Below are 17429 nucleotides of genomic sequence, written 5' to 3' on the forward strand. Positions count from 1 at the left end.
GCGAATTCTGCATTCGGAGCGGCTCTAAGCCTCTCTCGTCCCCTTCAAGCCTGTCACCGGTCAACTAACTATGCTCCATGCGCATCAGGGGGATAGGTGCGTGGCGGCTCTTGTGATAACATCCGGCGGTTTCCAAGGTAGCCCGATGTGGCTGCCTTTACTGCGCAGATCCATGGCATAACTCGTTGATTTGTCGTAAGTCGGTGCATGGCACTCAGCCTGCAGCGGCGAGCTTCGTTCGTCCCATATGGATGTGACGAAGTTTCACCAGAAAAAGGAATCAGGCTTCTCATGGGCGAACTGGCCAAAGAAATCCTCCCGGTCAATATCGAAGACGAGCTGAAGCAGTCCTACCTCGACTACGCGATGAGCGTAATTGTCGGGCGGGCACTGCCGGATGCGCGCGATGGCTTGAAGCCCGTGCACCGGCGTGTGCTGTTCGCGATGAGCGAGCTGGGCAACGACTTCAACAAGCCGTACAAGAAATCTGCCCGTGTTGTCGGTGACGTGATCGGTAAGTATCACCCTCACGGTGATACCGCGGTGTACGACACCATCGTTCGGATGGCGCAGCCATTCTCGCTGCGTTACCTGCTGGTAGACGGTCAGGGCAACTTCGGTTCCGTGGACGGCGACAACGCCGCCGCCATGCGATACACCGAAGTGCGCATGACCAAGCTGGCGCACGAGCTGCTGGCTGACCTGCACAAAGAAACCGTGGACTGGGTGCCGAACTACGACGGCACCGAAATGATCCCGGCGGTCATGCCGACCCGTATTCCCAACCTGTTGGTCAACGGCTCCAGCGGTATCGCCGTGGGCATGGCGACCAACATCCCGCCGCACAACCTCGGTGAAGTCATCGACGGTTGCCTGGCACTCATCGACAACCCTGAGTTGACCATCGATGAGCTGATGCAATACATCCCCGGTCCGGACTTCCCGACCGCCGCGATCATCAACGGTCGCGCCGGCATCATCGAAGCCTACCGCACCGGTCGCGGCCGCATTTACATGCGCGCCCGCTCGATGATCGAAGACATCGACAAGGTCGGTGGCCGTCAGCAGATCGTCATCACCGAACTCCCTTACCAGCTGAACAAGGCCCGTCTGATCGAGAAGATCGCCGAACTGGTAAAAGAGAAGAAGCTTGAAGGCATCACCGAACTGCGCGACGAGTCCGACAAGGACGGTATGCGCGTCGTGATCGAACTGCGTCGCGGCGAAGTGCCTGAGGTGATCCTCAACAACCTCTACGCCCAGACCCAGCTGCAAGCGGTGTTCGGTATCAACATCGTCGCGCTGATCGACGGCCGTCCGCGGATCCTGAACCTCAAGGACCTGCTGGAAGCCTTCGTTCGTCACCGTCGCGAAGTGGTTACCCGTCGTACCGTGTTCGAACTGCGTAAAGCCCGCGAACGTGGTCACATCCTGGAAGGTCAAGCGGTTGCCCTGTCGAACATCGACCCGGTTATCGCCCTGATCAAGGCTTCGCCAACGCCGTCGGAAGCCAAGGAAGCGCTGATCAAGACTGCGTGGGAATCTTCCGCCGTGGTTGCGATGGTTGAGCGTGCCGGTGCCGATTCGTGCCGTCCAGAGACCCTGGACCCGCAATACGGTCTGCGCGAGGGCAAGTACTTCCTGTCGCCAGAACAGGCGCAAGCGATTCTGGAGCTGCGTCTGCACCGTCTGACCGGCCTGGAACACGAAAAGCTGCTGGCCGAGTATCAAGAGATCCTCAACCAGATCGGCGAGCTGATCCGCATCCTCAGCAGCGCCACGCGCCTGATGGAAGTGATCCGCGAAGAGCTGGAAGTGATCCGCGCCGAATACGGCGATGTGCGTCGCACCGAGATTCTCGATGCCCGTCTCGACCTGACCCTGGGTGACATGATCCCGGAAGAAGAGCGCGTCGTGACCATTTCCCACGGTGGCTACGCCAAGACCCAGCCATTGGCTGCGTACCAGGCTCAGCGTCGTGGCGGTAAAGGCAAATCGGCTACTGGCGTGAAGGATGAGGACTACATCGCTCACCTGCTGGTCGCCAACAGCCACACCACGCTGCTGCTGTTCTCCAGCAAAGGCAAAGTGTACTGGCTGAAAACCTACGAAATCCCGGAAGCGTCCCGCGCTGCCCGTGGTCGTCCGCTGGTCAACCTGCTGCCGCTGGACAGTGATGAATACATCACCACTATGCTGCCGGTCGACGAATACACCGAAGGTCACTTCATCTTCATGGCCACTGCCAAAGGCACCGTGAAGAAGACCCCGCTGGAATCCTTCAGCCGTCAACGCAGCGTCGGCCTGATCGCGCTGGAGCTGGATGAAGGCGATGTGCTGATTTCTGCTTCCATTACCGATGGCAGTCGCGAAGTCATGCTGTTCTCCGACGGCGGCAAGGTCACACGCTTCAAGGAAACCGACGTTCGCGCCATGGGCCGTACCGCTCGCGGTGTCCGCGGCATGCGTCTGCCGGAAGGCCAGAAGCTGATTTCCATGCTGATTCCGGAAGAAGGCAGCCAGATCCTGACCGCTTCGGCCCGTGGTTTCGGCAAGCGCACGGCGATCACCGAGTTCCCTGAGTACAAGCGTGGCGGCCAGGGCGTTATCGCCATGGTCAGCAACGACCGTAACGGCCGACTGGTCGGCGCGGTCCAGGTGCTCGATGGCGAGGAAATCATGCTGATTTCCGACCAGGGCACTTTGGTTCGTACTCGCGTCGACGAAGTCTCAAGTCTGGGTCGTAACACCCAGGGCGTGACCCTCATCAAACTGGCCAGCGATGAAACGCTGGTAGGTCTGGAGCGGGTTCAGGAGCCGTCGGAAGTCGAAGGTGAAGAGCTGGAAGAAGGTGAAGAGGGCGCAGTGTTCGACGGCGAAGTCGTGATCGACGACGTTGTTGAAGATCAGCAACTCGACGCCGCCGCTGACGAAGAACCGCAGGAATAAGCGGACAAGCAGGGGGCGGATGAGAATTCGCCCCCTTGTTGTTTGTCCTGTATGAAAATATCGACACCCATGGAGATCTCTGTAGGAGTGAGCCTGCTCGCGATTGCATCACCGCGAAGTTTTAGACATACCGCGGCGCCTGCATCGCGAGCAGGCTCACTCCCACAAAAGCTGTGCTTCAGCAGGGACTCTGTGTCGATTGATGTTGTGATTTATTGCGTGATACCACCAAATCAGAGCGAGATTGGATGTGAGCAAGAGAGCCTATAACTTCTGTGCCGGTCCTGCGGCACTTCCCGAAGCTGTCCTGCAGCGCGCCCAGGGTGAACTTCTCGACTGGCACGGCAAGGGCCTGTCGGTCATGGAAATGAGCCATCGCAGTGATGAGTTCGTGTCCATCGCCACCAAGGCCGAGCAGGATCTGCGTGATCTGCTGAATATCCCCTCGAACTATAAAGTGCTGTTTCTGCAAGGTGGCGCCAGCCAGCAATTTGCTCAGATTCCTCTGAACCTGTTGCCGGAAAGCGGCACCGCCGACTATATCGACACCGGTATCTGGTCGCAGAAAGCCATCGAAGAGGCTTCGCGCTACGGAAACGTCAACGTTGCCGCTACCGCCAAGCCTTACGACTATTTCGCTATTCCCGGTCAGAACGAATGGAACCTGTCGAAAGATGCGGCCTACGTTCACTACGCGCCGAACGAAACCATCGGCGGTCTGGAATTCAACTGGGTTCCGGAAACCGGTGATGTTCCGCTGGTGGCTGACATGTCTTCCGACATTCTCTCGCGTCCGATCGATGTTTCGCGCTTTGGCATGATCTACGCCGGCGCCCAGAAGAACATCGGCCCGAGCGGCATCGTCGTCAACATCGTTCGCGAAGACCTGCTGGGTCACGCCCGTTCCCTGTGCCCGACCATGCTCAACTACAAGGTCGCGGCCGACAACGGCTCGATGTACAACACCCCGCCAACCCTGGCCTGGTACCTTTCGGGTCTGGTATTCGAGTGGCTGAAAGAGCAGGGTGGTGTTGAAGCCATCGGCAAGCTCAACGAAGTGAAACAGCGCACGCTGTACGACTTCATCGACGCCAGCGGCTTGTACAGCAACCCGATCAACAAGTCGGATCGCTCGTGGATGAACGTGCCGTTCCGCCTGGCTGACGATCGTCTCGACAAGCCATTCCTGGCCGGCGCCGAAGAGCGTGGCCTGTTGAACCTCAAGGGTCACCGTTCCGTGGGTGGCATGCGTGCCTCCATCTATAACGCCGTCGACATCGTTGCGGTCAACGCACTGATTTCGTACATGGCAGAGTTCGAGAAGGAACACGGTTAATGTCTGAGCAAGAACTCAAGGCACTGCGCCTGCGCATTGATTCCCTGGACGAGAAAGTCCTGGAGCTGATCAGTGAGCGCGCACGCTGCGCCCAGGAAGTTGCGCGAGTAAAGATGGCCTCGCTGGCCGAAGGCGAAGTGCCGGTGTTCTATCGTCCTGAACGTGAAGCTCAGGTGCTCAAGCGTGTAATGGAGCGTAACCAGGGGCCGCTGGGCAACGAAGAGATGGCGCGGTTGTTCCGCGAAATCATGTCCTCGTGCCTGGCCCTCGAGCAGCCGCTGAAAGTGGCGTACCTCGGCCCTGAAGGTACCTTCACCCAAGCCGCAGCCATGAAGCACTTCGGCCATGCCGTGATCAGCAAGCCGATGGCAGCGATCGACGAAGTGTTCCGTGAAGTGGCGGCCGGTGCGGTGAACTTTGGCGTGGTCCCGGTGGAAAACTCCACCGAAGGCGCGGTCAACCACACCCTCGACAGCTTCCTCGAACACGACATGGTGATCTGTGGCGAAGTCGAGCTGCGGATTCACCACCACCTGTTGGTCGGTGAAAACACCAAGACCGACAGCATCAGCCGCATCTATTCCCACGCCCAGTCGCTGGCCCAGTGCCGCAAGTGGCTGGACGCCCATTACCCGAATGTCGAGCGCGTGGCGGTTTCGAGCAACGCCGAAGCGGCCAAGCGGGTCAAGGGCGAGTGGAACTCGGCGGCGATTGCCGGCGACATGGCCGCTGGTCTGTACGGGTTGACTCGTCTGGCCGAAAAAATCGAGGATCGTCCGGACAACTCCACGCGATTCCTGATGATCGGCAGCCAGGAAGTGCCGCCGACCGGCGACGACAAGACCTCGATCATCGTCTCCATGAGCAACAAGCCCGGCGCGCTCCACGAGTTGCTGGTGCCATTCCACGACAACGGTATCGATCTGACGCGAATCGAGACGCGTCCGTCGCGCAGCGGTAAATGGACCTACGTGTTCTTCATCGACTTCGTCGGTCACCACCGCGACCCACTGGTCAAAGGTGTGTTGGAAAAGATCAGTCAGGAAGCAGTGGCACTCAAAGTGCTGGGTTCCTACCCGAAAGCAGTTCTCTAAGGGCGGTAGCAAATGAGTGGTGACTTCCTCGCTCTGGCACAGCCGGGCGTGCAACAACTTTCGCCTTACGTTCCGGGCAAGCCTGTGGACGAACTGGCGCGCGAGCTGGATATCGATCCCGCCAGCATCGTCAAACTGGCGAGCAACGAAAACCCGTTGGGCGCCAGTCCCAAGGCCCTGGCGGCGATTCGCGAAGAATTGGCCGAGCTGACCCGTTATCCAGACGGCAACGGTTTTGCGCTCAAGACCCTGCTGGCCGATCAGTGCCGCGTCGAGCTCAGTCAGGTGACGCTGGGCAACGGTTCCAACGACATTCTGGAACTGGTCGCCCGTGCTTATCTGGCGCCGGGGCTGAACGCGGTGTTCAGCGAGCACGCATTTGCGGTCTATCCGATCGTCACGCAAGCCGTCGGCGCTACGGCCAAAGTGATCCCGGCCAAAGACTGGGGCCATGATCTGTCGGGCATGCTGGCCGCGATCGATGCCGATACTCGTGTGGTGTTCATCGCCAACCCGAACAACCCGACCGGGACCTGGTTCGGCGCCGAAGCGCTGGACGAATTCCTGCAGGACGTACCGGCGCACGTGCTGGTCGTGCTGGACGAGGCCTACATCGAATACGCCGAAGGCAGCGACTTGCCAGATGGTCTGGACTATCTGGCGGCCTACCCGAACCTGCTGGTTTCGCGCACGTTCTCCAAGGCCTACGGCTTGGCGGCGCTGCGGGTCGGTTATGGCTTGTCTGCTGCCGTGGTTGCGGATGTGCTGAACCGTGTGCGTCAGCCGTTCAACGTCAACAGCCTGGCCCTCGCCGCTGCATGCGCTGCGCTGCAAGACACCGGGTATCTGGCTGAAAGCCGTCGCCTGAACGAATCCGGCATGCAGCAGCTGGAAGCGGGTTTCCGTGAGCTGGGGTTGAGCTGGATTCCGTCCAAGGGCAACTTCATCTGTGTCGATCTGGGTCGTGTTGCGGCGCCGGTCTTCCAGGGCTTGCTGCGCGAAGGCGTGATCGTGCGTCCGGTGGCCAATTACGGCCTGCCGAATCACCTGCGCATCACCATCGGTCTGCCGGCGGAAAACAGCCGCTTCCTCGAATCGCTGACCAAGGTTCTGGCTCGTGGTTGATGTCACTGCACTGCAATCTGCTGAACCTATGATCGGTCGCCTGGTGGTGGTCGGTCTGGGGCTGATCGGCGGTTCGTTTGCCAAGGGTTTGCGTGAAAGCGGCCTGTGCCGGGAAGTGGTCGGGGTCGACCTCGACCCGCAGTCGCGCAAACTGGCGGTTGAGTTGGGTGTGGTGGATCGCTGCGAAGAAGACCTGGCCGTTGCTTGCCAGGGCGCCGACGTGATTCAACTGGCCGTGCCGATCCTCGCCATGGAAAAAATGCTCGGCCAATTGGCCGGCATGGATTTGGGGCAAGCGATTCTGACCGACGTGGGCAGCGCCAAAGGCAATGTGGTGCGGGCGGCAACCGAGGCGTTTGGCGGCATGCCGGCGCGTTTCGTGCCGGGGCATCCGATCGCCGGTTCCGAGCAGAGCGGGGTGGAAGCCTCTAACTCAGAGCTGTTCCGTCGCCATAAAGTGATTCTGACGCCGCTGGATCAGACTGATCCGGCAGCACTGGCAGTGGTCGACCGTTTGTGGCGCGAATTGGGCGCCGATGTCGAGCACATGCAGGTCGAACGTCATGACGAAGTGTTGGCGGCGACCAGCCATTTGCCGCACTTGTTGGCGTTCGGTTTGGTCGATTCGTTGGCCAAGCGCAATGAAAACCTTGAGATCTTCCGTTACGCTGCGGGCGGTTTCCGCGATTTCACAAGAATTGCGGGTAGCGACCCGGTCATGTGGCACGACATCTTCCTCGCCAACCGCGAAGCTGTCCTGCGCACACTCGATACATTTCGCAGCGACCTCGACGCCTTGCGCGACGCGGTCGATGCAGGGGATGGGCACCAATTGTTGGGCGTGTTCACTCGCGCCCGGGTTGCCCGCGAACATTTCAGTAAAATCCTGGCCCGCCGGGCATATGTGGACGCTATGAATTCCAACGACCTGATTTTCCTGGCACAACCTGGTGGCCGCCTGACTGGGCGGATTCGAGTACCGGGCGACAAATCGATTTCCCACCGTTCGATCATGCTCGGCTCCCTGGCTGAAGGCGTCACCGAAGTGGAAGGTTTCCTCGAGGGCGAAGACGCCCTGGCAACCTTGCAGGCCTTCCGTGACATGGGCGTCGTGATCGAAGGTCCGCACCACGGCCGCGTGACCATTCACGGCGTCGGCCTGCATGGCTTGAAGCCTGCACCGGGCCCGATCTATCTGGGCAACTCCGGCACGTCGATGCGTCTGCTGTCTGGCCTGTTGGCTGCGCAGAACTTCGACAGCACGCTGACAGGCGATGCTTCGCTGTCCAAGCGCCCAATGAATCGCGTGGCCAATCCGCTGCGTGAAATGGGCGCCGTGATCGAGACCGCTGCTGAAGGTCGTCCGCCGATGATCATTCGCGGCGGCAACAAGCTCAAAGGTCTGACCTACACCATGCCGATGGCCAGCGCCCAGGTTAAATCCTGCCTGCTGCTGGCGGGGTTGTATGCCGAAGGCAAGACCACCGTCACCGAGCCGGCTCCAACCCGCGACCACACCGAGCGCATGCTGCGTGGCTTCGGCTACCCGGTCAGCGTCAACGGTGCGACCGCTTCGGTCGAGTCCGGCCACAAGCTGACCGCGACCCACATTGAAGTTCCGGGCGACATCTCGTCTTCCGCGTTCTTCCTGGTGGCTGCGTCAATTGCCGAAGGTTCGGAGCTGGTGCTTGAGCACGTCGGCATCAACCCGACCCGTACCGGCGTGATCGATATCCTGCGTCTGATGGGCGCTGACATCACCCTGGAAAACCAGCGTGAAGTCGGCGGCGAACCGGTTGCGGACTTGCGCGTTCGTGCAGCTAAACTCAAAGGTATCGAGATTCCCGAGGCGCTGGTTCCACTGGCCATCGACGAATTCCCGGTGCTGTTCGTGGCCGCCGCCTGTGCTGAAGGGCGCACCATCCTGCGTGGCGCCGAAGAGCTGCGGGTTAAAGAGTCGGACCGGATTCAGGTCATGGCGGATGGCTTGCTGGCGCTGGGCGTCAAGTGTGAGCCGACCCCGGACGGCATCATCATCGACGGCGGCCAGATCGGCGGCGGCGAAGTGCACGGTCACGGCGATCACCGGATTGCCATGGCCTTCAGCGTGGCATCGCTGCGCGCCGCTGCACCGATCCGCATCCATGATTGCGCCAACGTCGCGACCTCGTTCCCGAACTTCCTCGCGCTGTGCGCGCAGGTCGGTATCCGTGTTGCACAAGAGGCTCAGTCGTGATTATCAAGCCACCGGTCATCACCATCGACGGGCCTAGCGGTTCGGGCAAGGGCACTATTGCCGGAATTCTGGCCAAGCGTCTGGGCTGGTGTCTGCTGGATTCCGGTGCGCTGTACCGTCTGCTGGCATTCGCCGCGCGTAACCATGGCGTCGATCTGACCAATGAAGAGTCGCTGAAACTGCTGGCCGCTCATCTGGACGTGCAGTTCGTCGGTGCGACCGAAGGTCATCCGCAGCGGATCATTCTTGAAGGTGACGATGTCACTGATGATCTGCGCAACGAACAAGTCGGCGCCTGGGCTTCCCAGGTCGCTGCGCTGCCGGCGGTGCGTGATGCACTGCTCCAGCGCCAGCGGGCGTTTCAGGAGGCTCCGGGTCTGGTGGCCGATGGTCGCGACATGGGCACGGTGGTTTTCCCCGATGCACCGCTGAAGATATTCCTCACTGCCAGTGCCGAGGAGCGTGCGCGCCGTCGATACTTGCAGTTGAAGGGCAAAGTCGATGGTGTTAGTCTGTCGAGTCTGCTAGATGAGATACGTGTCCGCGATGAGCGTGACACCCAGCGAGCGGTAGCCCCGCTCAAGCCGGCGGCTGACGCCATACAGCTGGATTCCACGGAATTATCCATCGATCAGGTGCTGGAACGCATCATGAGCGAGATCGCCATTCGCGATATCGCCGGGTGACCAAGAAACTCCACAGGGGACCAGTCATAGTCTTGTGGTGCTTCTTCTAATGAACATAACCCACGTCGTCTGGGACGTGGAGATGGGCGTATCCTTCGCCCTTATTCAACAGGAATTAAAATGAGCGAAAGCTTTGCGGAACTCTTTGAAGAAAGCCTAAAAACCCTGAACCTTCAGGCAGGCTCCATCATCACCGGTGTTATCGTTGATATCGATTACCAAGCTCGCTGGGTAACCGTTCACGCTGGCCTGAAGTCTGAAGCACTCATCCCGCTTGAGCAGTTCTACAACGATGCTGGCGAACTGACTATCAACGTCGGTGACGAAGTTCACGTTGCTCTGGACTCGGTTGAAGACGGCTTTGGTGAAACCAAGCTGTCCCGTGAAAAAGCCAAGCGCGCTGAATGCTGGATTGTTCTGGAAGCAGCCTTCGCAGCCGAAGAAGTGGTCAAGGGCGTTATCAACGGTAAGGTTAAAGGCGGCTTCACTGTCGACGTTAACGGCATCCGTGCGTTCCTGCCAGGTTCTCTGGTTGACGTCCGTCCTGTGCGCGACACCACGCACCTGGAAGGCAAAGAGCTGGAATTCAAGGTCATCAAGCTTGACCAGAAACGCAACAACGTTGTCGTTTCCCGTCGTAGCGTCCTCGAAGCCGAGAACTCCGCTGAGCGTGAAGCTCTGCTGGAATCCCTGCAGGAAGGCCAACAAGTCAAAGGTATCGTCAAAAACCTCACCGATTACGGCGCATTCGTCGATCTGGGTGGCGTCGATGGCCTGCTGCACATTACCGACATGGCTTGGAAGCGTATCAAGCATCCTTCCGAAATCGTCAACGTTGGCGACGAGATCGATGTCAAGGTTCTGAAGTACGATCGCGAACGCAATCGTGTTTCCCTGGGCCTCAAGCAACTGGGCGAAGATCCATGGGTTGCTATCAAAGCCCGTTACCCAGAAAGCACTCGCGTTACCGCTCGTGTAACCAACCTGACCGACTACGGCTGCTTCGCTGAGCTGGAAGAAGGCGTTGAAGGCCTGGTACACGTTTCCGAAATGGACTGGACCAACAAGAACATCCACCCTTCGAAAGTCGTACAAGTCGGCGACGAAGTGGAAGTTATGGTTCTGGACATCGACGAAGAGCGTCGTCGTATCTCCCTCGGCATCAAGCAGTGCAAATCTAACCCATGGGAAGATTTCTCTGGCCAGTTCAACAAGGGCGATAAAATCTCCGGCACCATCAAGTCGATCACCGATTTCGGTATCTTCATTGGTCTGGACGGCGGCATCGACGGTCTGGTTCACCTGTCCGACATCTCCTGGAACGAAGTGGGCGAAGAAGCCGTCCGCCGCTTCAAGAAGGGCGACGAGCTGGACACCGTTATCCTGTCGGTTGACCCAGAGCGCGAGCGCATCTCCCTGGGTATCAAGCAACTGGAAAGCGATCCGTTCTCCGAGTACGTTCAAGAGAACGACAAAGGCGCAATCGTTAAAGGCATCGTGAAAGAAGTTGACGCTAAAGGCGCCATCATCACTCTGGCCGACGATATCGAAGCGACTCTGAAAGCCTCCGAAATCAGCCGTGACCGCGTTGAAGACGCGCGCAACGTTCTGAAAGAAGGCCAGGAAGTAGAAGCCAAGATCATCAGCGTTGACCGCAAGAGCCGTGTAATCCAGCTCTCCATCAAGTCGAAAGACGATGCTGAAGAGAAAGAAGCAATCCAGAGCTTGAAAGACAAGCCTTCGGATAGCATCGCTGCTGGTCCTACCACTCTGGGCGACCTGTTGCGTGCACAAATGGAAAAACAGAACTAAGTTCTGTCAAACCATAGAAAAAGGGCGACTTCGGTCGCCCTTTTTTGTGGTGCGCCAGGCATGGCGCGTTGCGCGCAAGCGCAACCAGTTTGGCTGTGGTGGCCTCGCTGGTGACTTAGAGGTGAAAGTCCTCTACACACCCGGCAAGGGGAAGTGTTAGCCGGAGGCAAGGGTGTCGCGGGTGACTGCGAATCTGAAGGAAGCCCGAGGCAAAATGCTGGCCTGACGAACAGGAAGCGGATTAGGCGGCGCAGCGGGGTAAGGTGGCCATGATCACTAAAGCCCAATACTTGCACGGAGCGCTGTGACGTAGATCCGACAGGCATAAGCAGGAAGGTCGCGCGAATTACCCTGGGAGATCTGCCCGTTTGCCACTGTGCTACCGAGCGCCGCGAGGTGACGGGATGAGCGTGCAGAAGTCAGCCGAAGCCGTAGTAAGTGACGAATAACCCCGTCACCAAGGGCCGAACAGGTTATGCCGCCAGTAGGCGTCAAAGTCTCGTTGAATACCGAAATGCAGAAATTTCTCGCAGAGAAGACTGTCACTCCGAGTCCCGGACAGAATCCGAGGATAACGGCTGACAGCGCACAGGTATCAACGGCGTCCGTGACGTGGACGAACGCGGAGCCGGACACGCTGATGGCGCGAGTGCTTGCACCGGCCAACCTCAAGCGTGCGTATCAACGCGTGGTCAGCAACAAGGGCGCACCGGGTGCCGATGGCATGACGGTCGACGACTTGGCGGGCTACGTGAAACAGTATTGGCCGATCCTTAAGGCTCGGTTGCTGGCCGGCGAGTATCACCCGCAAGGTGTACGCGCCGTCGACATTCCCAAACCCAACGGCGGGACAAGACAACTGGGTATCCCCAGCGTCGTGGATCGCCTGATCCAACAAGCCCTGCTGCAACAGCTCACGCCGATCTTTGATCCGTTGTTTTCGGACTACAGCTACGGCTTTCGTCCGGGCAGAAGCGCTCACCAAGCCATCGAAACCGCTCGCGGCCATGTGGCAGCGGGTCACCGCTGGTGCGTGGAACTCGATCTGGAGAAGTTCTTTGATCGGGTCAACCACGATGTCCTGATGGCTTACGTGGCGCGTCAAATCGAAGACAAGCGTGTGCTCACGTTGATCCGTCGTTACCTCGAAGCGGGAACGATGTCAGGTGGACTCGTCAGCCGACGGCAGGAAGGGACGCCGCAAGGCGGCCCGCTTTCGCCGTTGCTGTCGAACATCCTGCTCAACGAACTCGACAGCGAACTGGAACGGCGAGGTCATCGCTTCGTGCGTTATGCCGACGACGCGAACATTTATGTGCGCAGTCAGCGGGCTGGCACACGGGTGATGGCCGGTGTTGAGCGCTTCCTGAATCAGCGCCTGAAACTGACGCTGAACCGGGAAAAGAGCCGAGTCGCCGGGTCTTGGATGTGTGATTACTTGGGTTACGGAATGAGCTGGCATCAGCAGCCGAGGCTGAGAGTGGCAACGATGAGTCTGGGTCGCTTGCGCGACCGACTCAGAGACCTGCTGTGCAGAGCGCGGGGCCACAAGATGGCGAATGTCATCGAACGGATAAACCCCGTGCTGCGCGGTTGGGCTAGCTATTTCAAGTTAACTCAGGGCAAGCGAGCGCTGGAGATGCTTGATGGCTGGGTGCGACACAAACTTCGCTGCATCATCTGGCGCCAATGGAAGCAACCCTCTACGAGGGCGCGCAACCTGATGCGTTTGGGACTCGACGAAGGGCGCGCCTGCACATCAGCGTTCAATGGCCGAGGCCCATGGTGGAACTCGGGAGCGCCACATATGAATCAGGCGCTACCGAAGAAGCTGTGGGATCGACTCGGGTTGGTCTCGATACTGGATACGATAAACCGGCTTAACCGCATAACCTGAACCGCCGTATACGGAACCGTACGTACGGTGGTGTGAGAGGACGGCGGGTGTAAATCCGCCTCCTACTCGAATTCTGGGATTTGGTGATTCTGATGGTTTCGCGGCGCTCCGGTTGTTTGCCGTGAAACCAATCGTCCCGGCAAGTTGTCTCTTTCTTTAATCGGATCAATCGTTTATTTGCAGCTAGTCTTCAGCTTGAAGCGAACGACCGTCGGGCGCACTGCCTGGCCTAAGGAAGCGAATGAACAAGCTCATTGTCGTCATAGCAGTACTGGCACTGGCAGGCTGTACCACTAGTGCCAAGACTCACGCGGTGCGTGGGGTCAGTGGCATCGAGATCGATTGTTCGGGGCTGGGTTCGGGGTGGGAGAAATGTCGCAAGCGAGCGAACAAGGAGTGCAAGGCGGCTGGCTACAAAGTTGTAGCCAGGTCCGATGATGCCAAAGACGAGGATGAGTACCCCTTTGGCTTTAATCCTGCGGGCTATCTGACGCGCACCATGCTGGTTATCTGCAGATGAATCTGGAAGTGCATGATCAGCGTTCCAGTGATCTCAAATCGGACATCCCTTTGTGAGTAAAGATATGTCAAAACTCGGGCTGTTCAAATTCATCCGGGCGTGCTAAAACCTTTGAAGCGCTGATCTAGCTGCTTGAAAAAGAAGGGAAAAATATGACGAAGTCGGAGTTGATCGAACGAATTGTCACCCATCAAGGGCTGCTCTCATCCAAGGATGTGGAGCTGGCCATCAAGACCATGCTCGAACAAATGTCCCAATGTCTGGCCACCGGTGATCGCATCGAGATTCGTGGATTTGGCAGCTTCTCCTTGCACTACCGTGCACCGCGCGTAGGCCGCAATCCAAAAACCGGTCAGTCCGTCAGCCTCGACGGCAAGTTCGTGCCGCATTTCAAGCCAGGCAAAGAATTGCGCGATCGGGTGAACGAGGACGAGGAGGAAGGGCTTTGACGGCCTCCGTTATTCAAGGAACCGCTCATGCGTAACCTCAAGCGTGTACTGCTCGCCGTATTCGTCCTGTTGCTGATTTTGGCGATCCTGGCGTTCGTTCTCGAGAATCAGCAATCGGTTTCCCTGCTATTCCTGGGGTGGGCGGGGCCGCAACTGCCGGTATCGCTGGTCATGGTTGTTGCGCTGCTGATCGGGATGGTGATCGGGCCGATTCTTGGATGGTTCCTGGGGCGTACGTCCAGGGTTTCACGCAAGCGCCTTGTCTGATTTCGACAAGGGCATGGCGCACCTCGAATGTACCCCTATGCTCGTCCATATCCATTAGTGGAATCTTTATGAAGCTGTAATATGCTGCGCTTGTTGAAAGGGTGGCGTATTGCCGATTCGGTTCACACTGACTCCCTGTCAGTAACTCCAAAGGTATGGCTTCGCGTGAAAATTCTAGTAACCGGCGGCGCGGGATTTATCGGTTCGGCAGTCATTCGACATATCATCTCCAGCACTACCGACTCTGTCGTTAACGTCGATAAGCTTACTTACGCCGGTAACCTTGAGTCATTGGCCGAAGTTAGCCAGAGCTCGCGTTACGTGTTCGAGCGCGTCGACATCTGCGATCGTGATCAAGTTGACCGTGTTCTGCGTGAACACGAACCGGATGCGATCATGCACCTGGCCGCTGAGTCCCACGTCGATCGTTCGATCTCTGGCCCGTCTGAATTCATCCAGACCAACATCATCGGCACTTACACCCTGTTGGAAGCTGCGCGCCACTATTGGGCTGCGCTGGATGATGCGCGTAAAGCCGACTTCCGCTTTCACCATATTTCGACTGACGAAGTTTACGGAGACCTCGAAGGTCCGGAAGACCTCTTCACCGAAACCACACCGTATCAGCCAAGCTCACCTTACTCCGCCAGCAAAGCCAGTTCCGATCACCTGGTTCGTGCCTGGAGCCGAACTTACGGTTTGCCGACCTTGGTCACCAACTGCTCGAACAACTACGGCCCGTGCCACTTCCCCGAGAAGTTGATTCCGCTGATCATCCTCAATGCGCTGGAAGGCAAACCGCTGCCGGTCTACGGCAAAGGCAACCAGGTTCGCGACTGGCTCTACGTCGAAGACCATGCCCGCGCACTGTACAAAGTCGTGACCGAAGGTGTTATCGGTGAGACGTACAACATCGGTGGCCATAACGAAAAACAAAACATTGAAGTGGTGCATACCCTGTGCGCACTGCTCGACGAACTGCGTCCCGATTCTGCTTATCGCCCACATGCCAGCCTGATCACCTACGTTCAGGATCGTCCCGGCCATGATCTGCGCTACGCGATCGACGCCAGTAAAATTCAGCGTGAACTGGGTTGGACGCCGGAAGAAACCTTTGAAACCGGCATCCGCAAAACGGTCGAGTGGTACCTGAGCAACACTGAATGGGTCGCTCACGTAAAGAGCGGTAGCTACCAGCAGTGGATCGACCAGAACTACTCAGACCGCTCAATCAAGGCATGAAAATCCTCCTGCTTGGAAAAAATGGTCAAGTGGGGTGGGAGCTGCAGCGCTCCCTCGCGCCGCTGGGTGAGTTAATCGCCCTGGATCGCCACGCAGTCGATGGGTTGTGCGGCGATCTGTCCGATCTTGATGCCTTGCGCACAACGATCCGTCAGGTCAAACCCGACATCATCGTCAACGCTGCGGCCTATACCGCCGTCGATAAAGCCGAGTCCGAGACTGAGTTGGCCGACCGTGTGAACGGTCAGGCAAGCCAAGTAATGGCTGAAGAGGCCGCGACTTTAGGTGCCTGGCTGATTCATTACTCGACTGACTACGTCTTCAGCGGCCAGGGTTCAATGCCGTGGGAAGAGTCAGATACAGTCGCCCCGGTGAATCACTACGGCGCTAGTAAACTGGCCGGCGAACAGGCGATTACCGCGTCGGGCTGCAAGCATCTGATCTTCCGCACCAGCTGGGTCTATGGCACTCGCGGCAACAACTTCGCCAAGACCATGCTGCGTCTGGCCAAGGATCGTGAAGTCTTGAGCGTCATCGCCGACCAGATCGGAGCGCCGACCGGGGCAGACCTGATTGCCGACGTGACGGCGTTGGCGATTCAGCAAGTTCTGCAGCGTCCCGAGCTGTCGGGCTTGTATCACTTGGCAGCCAGTGGCGAAGTGTCGTGGCACGGCTATGCTAGCCATGTGATCGGTTTCGCCCAAGACAGCGGCGAGCAGCTCGCCGTAACGGCGATCAATCCGATTGAAACGACGGCTTATCCAACACCTGCGCGCCGCCCTCTGAATTCGCGTTTGAATACTCAGAAGCTACGTGACAATTTTTCTCTGCACTTGCCGGATTGGAAAAGTGGCGTAACCCGAATGCTCAGGGAGGTTCTGAATAAATGACCACGATCAATCGTAAAGGCATCATCCTCGCCGGTGGTTCGGGTACGCGCCTGCATCCGTTGACCCTCGGCGTGTCCAAGCAGATGCTGCCGATCTACGACAAGCCGATGATCTTTTATCCGCTGTCGGTCCTGATGCTTGCGGGAATGCGAGAAATCCTGATCATCTCCACCCCGGAGGATTTGCCTTGTTTTCGGAAATTGCTGGGTGATGGAAGCCGGTATGGCATCAAGCTTACCTACGCCGAACAACCTAGCCCGGATGGTTTGGCGCAAGCCTTCATCATTGGTGAAGAGTTCATCGGCAAGGACCCTTGCTGTCTGATCTTGGGTGACAACATCTTCTACGGTCAGAGCTTCTCGGAAAACCTGCGTTCCGCGACCAATCAAGAGCAAGGCGCGACTGTATTCGGCTATCACGTATCTGATCCTGAGCGTTTCGGTGTGGTGGAATTCGACGCTACCGGTCGGGCGCTGAGCATCGAAGAGAAGCCGCAGAAGCCCAAGTCCAACTACGTGGTGACTGGCCTGTATTTCTACGACAACAAGGTCATCGAGATCGCCAAGAGCATCAAGCCGTCCGCACGCGGCGAGCTGGAAATCACCGATGTCAACCGTGCCTATCTTGAGGGGGGTGAGTTGAACGTCGAAATCCTTGGTCGCGGTTTCGCATGGTTGGACACGGGTACTCACGAGTCGCTGCTTGAGGCTAGCCACTTCGTACACACCATCGAGAAGCGCCAGGGGTTTAAAGTTGCTTGCCTGGAAGAGATTGCATACAACAGCGGGTGGATATCTGCGGCTGAGCTGTCAGCTCAGGCGGAGCGGCTGGGAAAGACGGGTTATGGGCAATACTTGAAAAAACTTCTGGATGCGCCTGTCCGCTGAGATTTGATCGATATTGGGGTTTGATGTTATTTTGATGGC

Annotated in this window: 14 protein-coding genes; all 14 read left to right on the top strand. The window is 58.1% G+C overall.

The window, feature by feature from the left end; all coding sequences use genetic code 11:
- The first annotated feature begins 291 nt into the window (after window positions 1-291).
- Window positions 292-2949: a DNA gyrase subunit A gene (gene gyrA / locus ACYZUA_RS11070; protein WP_056744076.1), complete on the top strand. Its 2658-nt coding sequence runs from the start codon at window positions 292-294 to the stop codon at window positions 2947-2949.
- 250 nt (window positions 2950-3199) lie between these two features.
- Window positions 3200-4285: a 3-phosphoserine/phosphohydroxythreonine transaminase gene (gene serC, locus ACYZUA_RS11075; RefSeq protein ID WP_134098105.1), complete on the top strand. Its 1086-nt coding sequence runs from the start codon at window positions 3200-3202 to the stop codon at window positions 4283-4285.
- Window positions 4285-5379, top strand: a complete 1095-nt coding sequence (gene pheA, locus ACYZUA_RS11080; RefSeq protein ID WP_017129662.1) for a prephenate dehydratase — start codon at window positions 4285-4287, stop codon at window positions 5377-5379. The genes serC and pheA overlap by 1 nt, the downstream gene beginning before the upstream one ends.
- Window positions 5380-5391: 12 nt before the next feature.
- On the top strand, window positions 5392-6504 hold the full coding sequence (gene hisC / locus ACYZUA_RS11085) for a histidinol-phosphate transaminase (protein ID WP_461963121.1): 1113 nt from the start codon (window positions 5392-5394) through the stop codon (window positions 6502-6504).
- 28 nt (window positions 6505-6532) lie between these two features.
- Window positions 6533-8740: a bifunctional prephenate dehydrogenase/3-phosphoshikimate 1-carboxyvinyltransferase gene (locus ACYZUA_RS11090; RefSeq protein ID WP_461963942.1), complete on the top strand. Its 2208-nt coding sequence runs from the start codon at window positions 6533-6535 to the stop codon at window positions 8738-8740.
- Window positions 8737-9426: a (d)CMP kinase gene (gene cmk, locus ACYZUA_RS11095; protein WP_008148720.1), complete on the top strand. Its 690-nt coding sequence runs from the start codon at window positions 8737-8739 to the stop codon at window positions 9424-9426. Before ACYZUA_RS11090 ends, cmk begins: the two co-directional genes overlap by 4 nt.
- A 120-nt stretch (window positions 9427-9546) precedes the next feature.
- Window positions 9547-11238, top strand: coding sequence for a 30S ribosomal protein S1 (rpsA, locus tag ACYZUA_RS11100; protein WP_008148721.1), 1692 nt, complete (start codon window positions 9547-9549; stop codon window positions 11236-11238).
- A gap of 475 nt (window positions 11239-11713) precedes the next feature.
- Entirely contained in the window at window positions 11714-13135 is a 1422-nt protein-coding gene (gene ltrA, locus ACYZUA_RS11105) for a group II intron reverse transcriptase/maturase (protein ID WP_461963123.1), read from the top strand.
- A 241-nt stretch (window positions 13136-13376) separates the two neighbouring features.
- Complete coding sequence (locus tag ACYZUA_RS11110) at window positions 13377-13655, top strand: hypothetical protein (protein WP_461963124.1); 279 nt, start codon at window positions 13377-13379, stop codon at window positions 13653-13655.
- Window positions 13656-13807: 152 nt separating this feature from the next.
- Window positions 13808-14104, top strand: coding sequence for an integration host factor subunit beta (gene ihfB / locus ACYZUA_RS11115; RefSeq protein ID WP_003369729.1), 297 nt, complete (start codon window positions 13808-13810; stop codon window positions 14102-14104).
- Between the two features lie 27 nt (window positions 14105-14131).
- A complete protein-coding gene (locus ACYZUA_RS11120; protein ID WP_056744083.1) occupies window positions 14132-14371 on the top strand; it encodes a LapA family protein in 240 nt (79 codons plus the stop codon).
- 165 nt (window positions 14372-14536) lie between these two features.
- Window positions 14537-15613, top strand: coding sequence for a dTDP-glucose 4,6-dehydratase (rfbB, locus tag ACYZUA_RS11125; protein WP_461963126.1), 1077 nt, complete (start codon window positions 14537-14539; stop codon window positions 15611-15613).
- Window positions 15610-16503: a dTDP-4-dehydrorhamnose reductase gene (rfbD, locus tag ACYZUA_RS11130; RefSeq protein WP_461963127.1), complete on the top strand. Its 894-nt coding sequence runs from the start codon at window positions 15610-15612 to the stop codon at window positions 16501-16503. Before rfbB ends, rfbD begins: the two co-directional genes overlap by 4 nt.
- Window positions 16500-17390, top strand: a complete 891-nt coding sequence (gene rfbA, locus ACYZUA_RS11135) for a glucose-1-phosphate thymidylyltransferase RfbA (protein WP_461963128.1) — start codon at window positions 16500-16502, stop codon at window positions 17388-17390. Before rfbD ends, rfbA begins: the two co-directional genes overlap by 4 nt.
- Window positions 17391-17429 lie beyond the last annotated feature (39 nt).

The organism is Pseudomonas sp. LS2P72 (assembly GCF_054897865.1).